Consider the following 12401-nt stretch of genomic DNA (forward strand, 5'->3'; position numbering starts at 1 on the left):
GGCAACTCCCATCATACGTATGGCGCAAGCACTCTGCTTCGCGGCATAAACGTACAAAGTCGAGCTGAGGACAGTGCTCGAACTCGCCGACAGGCGCGATCTCGTCTTGGCGGTAGGGTTGTCCGGACTGCGCGCGCAACTTGTCGATGTGCTTGCTGCGATCGACAACGCTCAAGGCTAGGCCAGCCCAGAACGTGTTTGAAATTCGTGCATGTTGTTCGGACGCGATGAGTTGAAGGCCGCCCTGCTTGATTGGATCCATAATTCATCATATATGAACGATTGAGAGTTATTTATCGTCATATATGGATGATTGTTATGAGCTCGCCCAAATCAGGTAACGCCCTTAAGCGGCTTGGCAGAGATCTGCGCAGCGCGCGCTTGCGCAGAGGCATCTCTGTGGCCGATCTGGCCGTGCGCGCGGGCACTTCGCCAAGTACCATAGCCCGCCTGGAGAAAGGAGATCCTGGCGTCGGCATAGGCACGCTCAGTGACGTTCTGGTGGTGTTTGGTCTTACCGACCGGCTGGCCGATCTGGTCGAAGTCCGCAAAGACGAGCTTGGAATGGCGCTCGATGCCCAACGGTTGCCCCACCGGGGCAAGTCGTCAGCTGGCACCCGGCGTGCCGGCTCGCGGAAAAACCAGTCTCTTGAGAGCGAGAGTAACGACACCGATCAGAACGGCGTGGCATTCTGATGGCCGATTTTTCCGCACAGGTCGCGCTTGGCGAGAGCCTGACGCCGGTCGGACAATTGCGCTTCACGCAAACTGGGCCGCGTCAGTTTTCGACCTTTACCTACGATCAGGAATGGAGCGGCAATCCGCAAGCCTTCGCGATCGAGCCAGCACTGCCGCTCGAAGGAGGTCCGTTTCACACGTCCGGCAGACCGGGCCACATGCGCGACGCGCTGCCGGGTGTGTTCTCGGATGCCGCGCCGGATGACTGGGGGCGTCGCCTCCTCGAACGCGCTTATGGCAATGGCCTCTCCGAGTTCGAATATCTCACGCTAAGCGACGACATGTGCCGGCAGGGCGCCTTGCGCTTTCTCGATGCCGATGGAGAAATCATCAGGGGCAACGCGCCCGATGCCGTGCCGCGTTTGGTCGAACTCGAAAGCATCACGGCGATCGCCCGGGCCTATGAACAGGGCAAGGAAATCTCGGCGGAAGAGATGCAGGCGCTGGCCGGTGCAGGCGGATCAGGCGGTGCCCGGCCCAAGGCCAATGTTCGTGACGGGGACGCTCTCTGGATGGCCAAGTTCACTTCGGTTCACGACCAGCGGCCGATCGAGCGTGTCGAAGTTGCCACGCTCCGGCTCGCGCATGACTGCGGCATCCGCACGCCAAATGTCAGGCTGGAGCTCGAAGATTCGCCCTTTCCAGTGGCGCTGATCGAACGTTTTGATCGGCGCGGAAGCGCGCGTATTCCTTATATCTCGGCGCGAACAGCGCTCGGCAAGACCGGAACCGATTACGGCTCGTATACTGAGATCATCGATTTCATGCGTGGCCATTCAGCAAATCCACAAGCGGATTTCGAGGAACTCTATCGGCGTCTCATTTTCACGATCCTGGTCTCGAACAAGGATGACCATCTCAAGAACCACGGTTTTCTCTATGTGGGGAACGGACAATGGCGGCTATCGCCGGTCTTCGACGTTAATCCGGCTCCCGACCGCAATCCGCATCTGGAAACGGCGATCATGGAAGGTGGAGTGCATGACCGATCGATCGACCTTGCGCTCGAAGCCGCCCCGTTCTTCGAGATAGCAGAAGAGGATGCGCGCCAGACGATCCGGGAAATGGCGTACAAGATTGCCGACGGCTGGCGCGACGCACTGCGCGAGGTGGGTGTATCCGGCGCTCTGGCTAAGGATTATGAACCAGCCTTTGTACATGATCAATCCGATGCGGCGCTGACACTTTGATGCAGGACCGGCGGCGTGAATTCGGTGAACGCCCGTCAGGAAGGCAAGCTCCATGAAGAGGTTCCTACAACGATTGCTAGGAGACGACGCCGACAACGACAAGACGCGAAGACCAGAAGGGATGCGCCGTCTCGAAATCGAACCCTTCAGTCATGGCCTCGTGCGTATTCCGGCGCTCGACTTCTTTGGCCCCCATGCCGCGTCCTCGAATGGACAATATCATCTGATCTGGCAGGACCGAAATCCCGAAGGGACCATTGGCGGCCATCGCTATGAGGGACATGGAACGTGGTCATTACTGACAGACAGCGGTGCGCTGCTGGCTAAAGGGCGGCTCGAACGTCCGCAGGACGGTCATGTCGCGGACGATGGCACATTCATTCTGAGCGACTGGATGTTCGGCGACGGACTGAAAGCGCGACTTCTGGCGTTCGGGGTGGACGGACGGAAACTCCTGGAACGGGAATTTTCTGCCAACATGGCAAGTTCCGGCCTGTCTGATGATGGTCGGTTCGCGATCTGTCAGACTGCCAATGCTCCGGGCAGCCCGGACAGTTGCCGCTACTTTCTGCTCGACCTCGAAAAGGGTGAGGAGATTACGAGCTGGGAACAGGAGACCGGCTGGGCCGATGGCTATGAATTCGATAGCGTCAACGAGCGGATCTATCTGAGCAAAGAGGGAAAGGACCGCGTCGCTTATGGTTTCGACGGTAAGATGGTGGACCGCGAAGGCTGGCAAAGGACACGCATCGCCGCCGGCGACCTCGGTGTTATTCGCTCGGTCCTTGAAGGAGTAGGGCACAGCCTGACGCACGATTTACGAACAGCGATTTTCGCGGGATTGGATGTGGTGGCCGAGAGCGATGACATCTGGTCTCAGGCGAAGGCCCTGCGATTGCGCGGAGAAATGCACGAACAGGCCGGTGAAGTTGATGAGGCAATCGCTTCATACGAACAGGCGCTCGCAATCGATCCGCAGGTCGGCGTGTCGAGACGCTTGGGCAAGTTGCAGCGGTCTACATCGCCAGTCAGTAAGAAGGCTCGAACTGCCAAGGTCAGCCGCTTCGAAAAACAGGCCGAAAGACTGGGTATAGAGCATGAAGTGGTCATGCTGGAGCAGGGCTTGAACAAGGAATGGCGAATGCAGCCTTCCGGCGCCATGACTGCGGTCGAAGTTGCTGCCCTCGAACATTATCGTGCCGAAGGCTGGGAAGGTGTAGCAGCGGAAGGCGGGCTTATTCTGACTCTCATCAAGGCCGCGTCCTTCAAACCCTTGGCAGACCGCAACGCCGACACGTTCGTCGAAGCGCTGTATGCGCAGAACGTTGCGTTCGTCGAAGACCGTTTCGATCCGGCTAGGATGATCGACTGCATTTCAAAGTCGACCCGAAGTCAGATCGAAGCCAACTGGAGGGTCATCGCGGCGACGGCCGGCGATACGCCGGCATTCTATCCTGCGGTCCGCAGAGAGCATGTGCTCGGTCTCTATGAAAGTCTGGGCACCAGGCGGCTGGCACAAATTGCCGAAATTTTTGCCACCGCGCCCTATGATTTACGCGCGGGCTGGCCCGACCTGACACTTTGGAAAGAGACGACAGTCAGGTTCATCGAGGTAAAGGCTCCGGGGGATTCCATGCATGCAAAGCAGGCACGGCTGATCTCCACTCTCTTGCTGCCGCTCGGATTTGATGTCGCGCTGGCTGAAATCAGACCGCTGTAAGGTTGGCGATCGCGCAAAGGGTGCTTGACGTGCTCAGCCGAGATGCAGGCTACGGATCGCGGAATTGGCGCAGTTGTGATGCGCGGGTCAGGCGGACTCCACTGCATGCGCCTCGATCGCCACGCCAAGGCGCTTGCGCACCGCTCCAAAAATGGCCGCGAGATTGTCCATGCTCGGATTGCCCTTTTCCGACAGCATACGGTGGAGGCTCTTGCTTGGCCGGTTGGTCTCGGCCGCCAAAGCTTCAAAACCAACCGATGCGTTCACCAGGTCACGTAGGATCAGCCGCGCGACATGCGGCTCGCCATTGAGGAAGGCCGTCGCAGCCTCGTCAAGCATGGCCTTGGCGAAAGCGGGATCGCGCGCGGCGCGCTCCTTTACCGTTTCCTTGAAATCCCGTGTCAGCACCATGTCGCTATTCTTGGCATGTTCGACAGATTGCCCAGTTCCAGCCTGACAATCGCTGTCGCAACCTTGGCCCCGGCCTGAGAATCGAGATCATCGAACCAGGATCGGAACGGGCAGGCCCCATCCTCGCGGATATACTCCTGTACGATCAACTCACAGCCTTTCAGGTAACGTATATGTTACCATTTGTCCAGCTCCCATTGTCGCTCAGGCCACGAGCCGCAGCCGGTCGAGCTTGGCGGCGCCCTGGGCGAGCAACTTGGCGATCTCGTCGGACGTGCGTCGCACGGCCAGTTTCAGCGCTTCATCGACGTGGATGTAATCCTGCGTCACGTTCTGCGAGGCGTGTCCCAGCATCGCGCGGATCGTCAGTTCCGAGAAACCGAGTTCGGCGGCAATGCTGGCAAAGGTGTGCCGCAGGACGTGGGGCGTGACGCCCGTGATTCCGGCAAAACCGCAAACGCGCTGCAGGCAGGCGCTTACAGCCGTGAAGGGGCCATCGCCCGTCGTTGCCGCAAACACATAGGGATTGCCGGCGATCCGGGGCTGCGCCACGATCACCTTGATCGCTTCCGGCCCGATCGCCCGGACCTGCTCGCCGGTCTTGGTGTCGGGAAAGGCGACGAACCCTCCCATCGGATTGACCCATTCCCGCTGCATGGCTTGGCCTTCTTCGCGGCGATAGCCGGTTAGAAGCAGCAGACGGATCACGGCAATCCCGGTCGGACTGACGCCCTGTTGTTCTGCGTAGACCATCGCTTTACCCAGCGTTTCGATCTCGGCGACGCTGAGGCGCCGTGTTCGCTTGTTTCCGGCGAGCTTCTTGGCCCCCTTTGTCGGGTGCTCGGCGAGCAAGCCCTTATGCTTTGCATGCCCCAGGATCGCCTGGATCGTGGTTAGGCAGCGCGCAGCGACCCCGCGGCCGCCGGTTGCCTTGCCGCCGCGACCGCCGGTGCGAGGCTTTCCGGTCTTTCCCTTCGCTACATCGTCCTGCATCGCTTCGACATCGGCAATCGTCAGATGGCGGGCAATGCGCTTGCCGATCAGTGGGTTGATGTGGGTCCGAATCCGGCTCTCATCCATCGCAAGCGATGACTCCTTGATCGGCCGGTTGCGGCGACCGAGAATCCTGCCTGCGCGCGCTTCGGTCAAATACCATTCGCATAGCTCAGAGACGTTCATCTCGTTGCGCGCGCGACGCGCGTCTTCGGCCGGATCTTCCCCGGATGCCACCGCACCGAGTTTGATTTTCGCGAGATCGCGCGCCTGGTCCACCGTCAGCACGCCGAAGCGGCCAAGATTAACGCGGCGCTTGATGCCTTCGGCGTTCCGATACTGGATAATGAACGTCTTGAGCCCCGATGGCAGCACCCGAATACCGAACCCGCGTATTTCATTATCCCACAGGACGAACTGCTTTTCAGCAGGGGGCTTGAGCGCATCGATCGTGCGCTTATTCAGCTTGGCTGTCGGCATTGCCGCCTCCATTTGGAGACAAAGCGCCAGAGAGCCGCTTTTGTCTCCATATTGTCTCCAGAATACGCCGTTTCGTAGCGAATTGCAGGATATGGCGGCGAAGAAGAAAATCAATATCTATTTGAAATAGCGTAGAAAATCGTATAACAGAAAACTGTGGCGTAAGGTTAGAATCGGATTGGCAAGGTTGGGGTCGAGGGTTCGAATCCCTTCGCCCGCTCCAAGATTTCATAGTTTTTTCAACTAGATGAAAAGCTTTGACGCTTTGTATTTTGGGTGCGAGCCTGTTCAAAGGCTTTTGGTATCCAATTCGTATCCGCGTGAAATCGAAGTCGCAGCGGCCACCTACGGCGTTTTTCATCTTCTGGGCTGGCTGCATTCTGATCGCGCTTATGAGCGAGAGTTGAGCCACGCCCACGACAGAGGTTTTCGCCCTGGCCGAGGCGTCGCGCCTCAACACCTTTGGAGAGTCAGAGGGCTGCGGCTGTCGCCGTGACGGTTCGAGTGTCGGGAGAGAGGCTCCCGGCCGGGCCGTCGCGGAGATATGTCATGACGCAAATTCAAGTTCTCGACGCGAGCCCCCATCGGAGCGGCGGCTACAGGGTGGATGTGGGCCGCGGACAGCGGATCGGGCGGGTCTCGTCCGAGTGGTTCAGCCGCCCGGCGGACCAGCGCTATCTGTCGCTCACCGAACTGATGGCGGCAGTAAAAGGCCGCGCCGAACGGAGTCGAACGCGCACAGTGGAGAGCGCCGCGATCCGGGGCGAAGCCCATCGCGACGATCCCGAGCGGCTCGCGCTGGTCCTGCCCGATGCGGACAAGCCGCTGACGCCGACCCATTGGAGCTTTGGCCAGCTCGCGAGCTTGGTCGGCGCTCCTGCGGCCTATATGCGCCAGCTTCCCGCGCCGCTTGCAGCGATCAACCAGATCGATAGTCGCACCTATGCTCCAGGGTGCACATAGAGAAAGCCGCTCTGGGGGGACGTGCGCGCGGCTCGGTGGCCCTATCCCGGTGCGCATGGTGCAGCGGCCTGCACGAGGGATCGTCGCCTCATCCTGCATGACAGCTTGATAGAGAGGGTGGAGCGAACTGGCCCGTAACCGAGCCCGGCGCCGTGGAAAGATCGTAGCAGGCGCCGAATGCCTCGACCAGAACGCTACCCCGCCCGGAGAATCCAACAGCGATAAGCGCGCTTTTATTCTTGGTATTTCAACTGCAGGCATGGATCGGAAAAGTAATCGGTGATAGTATGAGTGAACTTCTGTGCCTTTGGGGGGTTAAATGGACACAGCAAGCCAAGTCGAATTTGCAGACGATGCAAAAGCGCGCGCCGTATGCAGTTGCTTGGCGCTGATCTGTGCCGGTCTTCTGGGATGTGCGAGTTGGCCTGCTCCGGCGCAGGAGCCAGCCAAAGAACAGGATCCGGCGTTCGAAGAAGAGGGCCTTGAAGGCACGTTCGTCGAGGGCAACGAGGAGAACACGATTTCGTTTGCTCCCGTCGAGATCGCTCTCAACCAGCACAGCATCCAAGTTTTCAATGGGCAAAGTCCGGATGCTGGCGACTGGAGTTCGTTGGTGATCGCTGCCTCGCAGGGCGACAAGGCTGGAAGCCAGAGCTGCACGGCGACCTTTGTCGGTCGCAACGCATTGCTGACCGCAGCGCATTGCGTCATGCCAACCCGCGGCAAGATACCCTTTGCTATCAAGGTCGGTCCGCTGGTGTTCCGCTGCGCGGTCGACCAGGCCTATGCCAATGCCGGGCTGCCGATCAGGGGCCTGCGTCATTATGCCGATTACGCGCTGTGCCGCACCGCGCCCGAAGCGGCGCGTCCGGCCGCTTATGAGGAACTGCGCTGGGACTGGATCGATCTTGTCCCGACCCGGATCGAGGCAAAGCTGCTCATTGCCGGATATGGCTGCGTGCAATGGACCTTCTCGCCCGGTTCGGGGGAGATCGCGCCGGGGCCGCGGCTCCTGGCGCTTGCGGTGGGCGATTTCACGGTCGATCGCATCGGCCATGATTATTTCGCGAGCCAGTCGGACGGGAAAACCCAACCGGCCTTGTGCGCCGGGGATTCGGGCGGGCCGGCCTTTGCCGGGATTTCGGCACGCGCGCTTGCCGGTCCGCGCACGATCCAGGGGGTCGCCTCGTCAAATCCCGTCGTGGACGGCAAGGTCGAATCGCGCTTTGCTGCCTTGTCGACGGTGCGTTTTCGCAAATTCCTCGAATGCTGGATGGGGGCCAATCCCGAGATCCAGCTGCAGGTCAAGGCGCCACCCGATGCGCCGATCGAGCCGCGGCAATGCTGAAGCAACTGCGCCTTGCCTGCAGCGGCCTAGCCGGCGTGCTGGCGCTGATGCCACCGGCCAATGCGCAGGGGACGGACAGGAGCGAAAGTGCATTGGACGCCGCGGGCGCGCAGTGGGAGGCTGCCAATGCCGTTGTGCTGCGCGCGACGCGCGCCGAATTGCCCGATACGCTTGTCGAGTTCGTGGCCGGCAATGCCGAACCGACAAGGCTCGATCCTTTGTCATATCCGCGGGCGGGAGAATTTGGCGCCCGGCGGATATTCCGAACCCTGTGCGGCCGGACCGGTCCGGCCTATGCCGAAGCGTTCCGCGCGCGCAATGATTTGGCCGCCGATTTCGATCTCGAGGCGCCGCTCGGCGAACAAGCCTACAGCCTGGCCTGGCCGGCCTGTTTCTATATCGCCGAAGCCCCGGCCGAGATCGTGGTCGAACCCGACCGGGTGCTGAGCATGGCCTTTCTCGACCTTACCGGCCGGAGCGGGGTTCGTTCCGAGATACGCAGCTTTTTCGGGCTGCGCGATATCGACAATGTGCAGATCGGGGTTAAGCGAATCGGCCAGTTCGCAACCCAACCGGTCGCATTTCGGCCGGAAATCGACACCGATGCCTTTCTCGCCAATGCCGGCAGTTTTGCGACCGAGTTCGATGGCGTGTCGAGCAGGGCGATCAGCGTTTTCAGGTCCAATGCGCGCTATTTCGACCAGGGCGGCGAGATCGTTCTCGCAGCCCAGGGATCGCCCGAGGATGCGTCGCACTACGCGCCCCCGCGCGATTGCGTGAGTGCGCGGGGCAAGCCGTTCGATCCGGCCCGCATCGCCATCGCGCTGGAGCGGCTCGAAGGCCTGCAGCGCTCCAACAGCGTGTCGGTCGCCGTGCTCGACAATGGCTTTGCCGGTGCGCGCCACGAGGATGGACAACTGCTGTTCGCCACCCATTTTCCCGCCCGGCTGTTCGACCGGCGGTTCGACCGCGACGGGGTGGAAACGATCGGTCCGCGCATCGCCATTTCCGACAATGAACGCCTCGAACCGCTCATCCCCGCCTCGCTTGCCGGAACGCCGGCCTATGTTTCGGGGCATGGCACGCATGTCGCGGGCGCGGCGATCGGCGGCACGATGCTGGGCGCGCAATCGACGCTGTTCGATCTGGGCGAGGATGATTCCTGGCTGCGGATCCGCGTCCTGCCGCTATCGGCAGGGCAGCGGCAGGTCTCCAAGACGGCGCTGCGCGAAGCGAGCGATATTCTCGATCTGAGCGGGACCGACGTCGCCAATCTGAGCGTCAGCTACGGTCCCGAGGTTGAAGCCGCGCTGCGCGATGTGATCGACCGCAACAAATCCATGCTGTTCGTTGTTGCGGCGGGCAATGGCGCGCGCGACGTGCTCGCGCGCAAGACCGGCGAGCGCAACCTGTTTCCGGCCCGCCTGGGCGGGCAGGACCATGACAATGTGCTGACGGTTGCGGCCGAGGACGGCGAGGGTTTTCTCACGCAATTCACCAATCGTAGCGCCGATTATGTCGATCTTGCCGCACCTGGCTGCAATGTCGAATCCTGGCTCGACGGAGAGCAGCCAGCGCGGCTGAGCGGCACGTCGCAGGCTGCGCCGATCGTCACATTCGCGGCGATGCTGCTGGCGCGCTACAAGTTCGATGCGCCGCGGATCAAGCGGCGATTGCTGCTGAGCGGCGACATTTTAGCCGGCGAGCGGGACTTAAGGGACGAGACCGTGCTGATCCGTCCGGTCGCGGACGAGCAGGCGCTGGCGATCCATTCGCGCTCGCGCCTCAATATCGCCAAGGCGATGATGTTCCATCGGGACTATCTGCGCCTGGCGGTGGGCACGCCGGGCTCGGCCAGCGATCCGCCGCGCGAGGTCGAACTGCTCGGCATCCTGCATGCGCAGGGCGAACTCGACTGCGGAGCGCCGACCGATGCGCGGCGGGTGCTGGCGGTCAAGCGTAGCCCAGCAGGCGGCCTGTGGTGCTTTGCGGCCGGCGAGCGGCGCGCAAGGCGGGCAGCGGCCGGCAAGGGGCTCGAACTGGCCTTTACCGTGGTCGACCAGTTGCCCGGGCCCGAGGGCAATGCGCTGGCGCAATGGGCCACGATCAGCGTTCCGCTGGCCGATCTTCGGGAATTCATCCGCTCGGAAGTGAGCATGTCGAGAATCGAAGGGGGAAATCGATGAACAGGAGGCAGGCCACATGCGCCATTGGCCTTGGCGCGCTCGCTCTGGGCGGATGTACGACGCATCTTCAGTCGGGCCACCCGGTTACCGGCAGTATAACCGACGGCGCGATCTACAATCTGCCCGAATTGCACTATGATGTCGAAGTCAAGCGCGTGCTGACCTCATGCCCGCTCCCGCCCGATGCGCAGAATTCCAATCCGCTTGGTAACATCACATTCGACGTCAAGGCGAGCGCGGCGCCGCGCACGGTGGCGGGCGAAGAGATTGCCATCAGCTATGCCGCGCTGGCCGACCATTTCAAGATTAGCGATTTTTCGATGGAACGCTATCCCAACGGCATTCTCAAATCGGTCAATGTAACGGTCGATGACCGGACCGCTGATGTCGCCAGCGAAGCGTTCAAGTCGATCGTGTCGATCGGAAAGATTGCGATCGGCCTGCCACCAGACGTCACCACGAAGGACGGTGCTCCCCCACCCCAGATCGCGGCTTATGTTGCCTGTACCGATGAGGCGCGCAAGGCGCTCGAGAGCCTGCCGGGGCTGCGCAAGACCGTGCGCGAACGCGATGCCGCAGTCAAGGCGGCGACTAAGGCGGTCGCCGACTATGTCAAGGAGCATTCCGAGGAGAAGCCGCCGGCCGATGTGGTGAAAGAGACGGCCCGGCTGGCGCGCGTGGAGCGCGAAGCGCAGGAGGCGCTCGATGCCGCGAACAAGGCGCTTGCTGCTACCCAGACCAAGATCACCCTGGTGTCGCGCTTTTTGTTCGTGCCGCAGCAGGGGATCTCCTCACAGGTTGACATGCTGGCCCTAGCAGATGCGGAAACGAAGCCCAACGCACTGCTCACATTGCATACGCGCGAGACGCTCGACGATGGGACGGAGCGATGGCTGCGCTACCCGCTCGGCCCGCGGCTCACATTTGACGAGGTGCATGGCGAGCAGGCGGAGTGGGTCGAGCCTGCAAAAACGAATGTCGAGGCAGACAAGAAGCTGGCGCGAGACAAAGCTGGCTTTTTCTGGACGATTGACGGCGAGGCACGACGCGACGGTGTTGGCACGGCGATTGCCAAGCTTGCTTTCGCCGATGCGCTGGTTGCATCGGGACCGCTACGGGCCAATGCGGTGCCAAGCGGGATGGCGTCAGCCACAGCCTGCGGGGCGGAGGGATCGCAGCGTTGCGGGATCATATACCGCACACAGGGGCCGGGGCGGCTGCGGGTCTGCGCGGCGGGCGCGGATGGCGCGCTGCCCGATGCTGTTCGCTGCCTTGGCATCGCGACGGCAGATGCGCGCGTCTTGTTCACCGACGAGCGCGGTGTTCCGCAATTGGGCGGTCTTGGTTCGCTCGGGCTGACCAACCGGCCGTTTTCGAACAACATCCTGACGGCTGAGTTCGGCGAGGACGGCAATCTCATCAAGGTCGGTTACAAGAAGCCGCGCGCCGAAGCGGTCGCGATCGGGCAGAGCGTTAATGGCGGGCTTGATGCGCTCTCGACGCTGGTTGCCTATGAACGGGGCTGGGAGTTGCGCGAACTGGGCGAGGAGAAAGCGCTTAACGATGCGCGGGCGGCCGCGATCGCTTCGGCGCTGCCATTGCAGCAACCTTCCGAACAGACGAAGATCGAAAACGCGACGAAGCTGATCGAGGCCGAGCGCTTGCGGGTCGAAGCCCAGATCGAGCTGCGCAAGAAGCAGATTGAGCTCGAAGCGCTAGAAAGCACCGAAGAAGCAAGCGGGGACGGGAGCGAATAGGCAAAGCCGCATAACAGCCGAGCGTGTCGCGAGCTGGAGACCCGCAAAAACCGGTAGCGTTTTGGCGGGTATGATGATTCATTGAAGGGGCGCGATCACGGAGGCCCTTCATGGATCCCAAGTCCCTGTTCAGTTTGAGCGATCACCTTGAGGCCCTGAGCAAGGAGGGAGATCCGCTCGAGGTTTTGCAGGATACGGTGGACTTCGAGTATTTCCGGGCGTGGCTGGTCGAAGGGCTTGGCTATGGCGATGGCAGCAAAGGTGGGCGCCCTCCCTTCGATCCGGTGATGATGTTCAAGGCGCTGATCCTGCAGGCGCAGCACAACCTGTCGGATGCGCGGATGGAGTTCATGATCCGCGACCGGCTGAGTTGGTTGCGGTTTCTGGGGCTCTCGCTTGGGGACCGGACGCCGGACGAGAACACGATCCGGCATTTTCGCAATCGCCTGACCGAGACGGGAACACTCAAGCGGGTGATGAAGGCCTTTGACTGGCAACTCCAGAAGAAGGGCTACATTCCAATGTCGGGGCAGATCGTGGACGCCTCGTTGGTGCCTGCGCCAAGACAGCGCAACACCGAGGGCGAACGCGAAGCGATCAAGTCGGGCAAGAGCG

10 protein-coding genes and 1 pseudogene are annotated in these 12401 nt (G+C 61.4%); 8 read left to right on the forward strand and 3 right to left on the reverse strand.

Annotated features, from left to right (window positions below; all coding sequences use genetic code 11):
* The coding region (locus IEX64_RS24555; RefSeq protein WP_229710694.1) for a hypothetical protein at window positions 1–262 on the reverse strand (262 nt) is incomplete at its 3' end.
* 56 nt (window positions 263–318) lie between these two features.
* Here IEX64_RS24555 and IEX64_RS23125 point away from each other — a divergent pair.
* From IEX64_RS23125 to IEX64_RS23135, 3 genes are read left to right on the forward strand one after another with little or no spacing between them, the layout of a single operon-like run.
* On the forward strand, window positions 319–696 hold the full coding sequence (locus tag IEX64_RS23125; RefSeq protein WP_188823719.1) for a helix-turn-helix domain-containing protein: 378 nt from the start codon (window positions 319–321) through the stop codon (window positions 694–696).
* Window positions 696–1928: a type II toxin-antitoxin system HipA family toxin gene (locus tag IEX64_RS23130; protein ID WP_072597941.1), complete on the forward strand. Its 1233-nt coding sequence runs from the start codon at window positions 696–698 to the stop codon at window positions 1926–1928. Before IEX64_RS23125 ends, IEX64_RS23130 begins: the two co-directional genes overlap by 1 nt.
* 52 nt (window positions 1929–1980) lie before the next feature.
* The gene (locus tag IEX64_RS23135) at window positions 1981–3648 is read left to right on the forward strand and encodes a VRR-NUC domain-containing protein (RefSeq protein ID WP_188823722.1); all 1668 of its coding nucleotides are present in this window, start codon (window positions 1981–1983) and stop codon (window positions 3646–3648) included.
* Between the two features lie 87 nt (window positions 3649–3735).
* On the opposite strand, the gene IEX64_RS23140 is transcribed toward IEX64_RS23135, so the two are convergent.
* The gene (locus IEX64_RS23140; protein ID WP_072597939.1) at window positions 3736–4059 is read right to left on the reverse strand and encodes a helix-turn-helix domain-containing transcriptional regulator; all 324 of its coding nucleotides are present in this window, start codon (window positions 4057–4059) and stop codon (window positions 3736–3738) included.
* Window positions 4060–4263: 204 nt separating this feature from the next.
* Window positions 4264–5532, reverse strand: coding sequence for a tyrosine-type recombinase/integrase (locus IEX64_RS23145; protein WP_072598796.1), 1269 nt, complete (start codon window positions 5530–5532; stop codon window positions 4264–4266).
* A gap of 549 nt (window positions 5533–6081) precedes the next feature.
* Between IEX64_RS23145 and IEX64_RS23150 the strand changes: the two are divergent.
* From IEX64_RS23150 to IEX64_RS23170, 5 genes and pseudogenes are all read left to right on the forward strand, one after another.
* Window positions 6082–6456, forward strand: a pseudogene (locus IEX64_RS23150) (DUF932 domain-containing protein); the annotation flags it as partial.
* 358 nt (window positions 6457–6814) lie between these two features.
* Window positions 6815–7843, forward strand: a complete 1029-nt coding sequence (locus tag IEX64_RS23155) for a hypothetical protein (protein ID WP_188823723.1) — start codon at window positions 6815–6817, stop codon at window positions 7841–7843.
* Window positions 7837–10029, forward strand: coding sequence for a S8 family serine peptidase (locus tag IEX64_RS23160; protein ID WP_188823725.1), 2193 nt, complete (start codon window positions 7837–7839; stop codon window positions 10027–10029). Before IEX64_RS23155 ends, IEX64_RS23160 begins: the two co-directional genes overlap by 7 nt.
* A gap of 251 nt (window positions 10030–10280) precedes the next feature.
* Window positions 10281–11786 (forward strand): hypothetical protein, encoded by a 1506-nt coding sequence (locus IEX64_RS23165; RefSeq protein ID WP_188823727.1) that lies wholly within the window; start codon window positions 10281–10283, stop codon window positions 11784–11786.
* Between the two features lie 110 nt (window positions 11787–11896).
* On the forward strand, window positions 11897–12401 hold a 505-nt coding region (locus tag IEX64_RS23170; RefSeq protein ID WP_188823729.1), incomplete at its 3' end, for a transposase.

Origin of the sequence: Novosphingobium indicum (genome assembly GCF_014645195.1) — a bacterium.
GTDB classification, from domain to species: Bacteria; Pseudomonadota; Alphaproteobacteria; order Sphingomonadales; family Sphingomonadaceae; genus Novosphingobium; species Novosphingobium indicum.

What these genes read in the sequence shown, in the direction of transcription:
- IEX64_RS23160 (WP_188823725.1), top strand. Translation starts at nt 7,837, where the DNA reads ATGCTGAAGCAACTGCGCCTTGCCTGCAGCGGCCTAGCCGGCGTGCTG.
- IEX64_RS23140 (WP_072597939.1), bottom strand. Translation starts at nt 4,059, where the DNA reads ATGGTGCTGACACGGGATTTCAAGGAAACGGTAAAGGAGCGCGCCGCG.
- IEX64_RS23130 (WP_072597941.1), top strand. Translation starts at nt 696, where the DNA reads ATGGCCGATTTTTCCGCACAGGTCGCGCTTGGCGAGAGCCTGACGCCG.
- IEX64_RS23145 (WP_072598796.1), bottom strand. Translation starts at nt 5,532, where the DNA reads ATGCCGACAGCCAAGCTGAATAAGCGCACGATCGATGCGCTCAAGCCC.
- IEX64_RS23135 (WP_188823722.1), top strand. Translation starts at nt 1,981, where the DNA reads ATGAAGAGGTTCCTACAACGATTGCTAGGAGACGACGCCGACAACGAC.
- IEX64_RS23125 (WP_188823719.1), top strand. Translation starts at nt 319, where the DNA reads ATGAGCTCGCCCAAATCAGGTAACGCCCTTAAGCGGCTTGGCAGAGAT.
- IEX64_RS23155 (WP_188823723.1), top strand. Translation starts at nt 6,815, where the DNA reads ATGGACACAGCAAGCCAAGTCGAATTTGCAGACGATGCAAAAGCGCGC.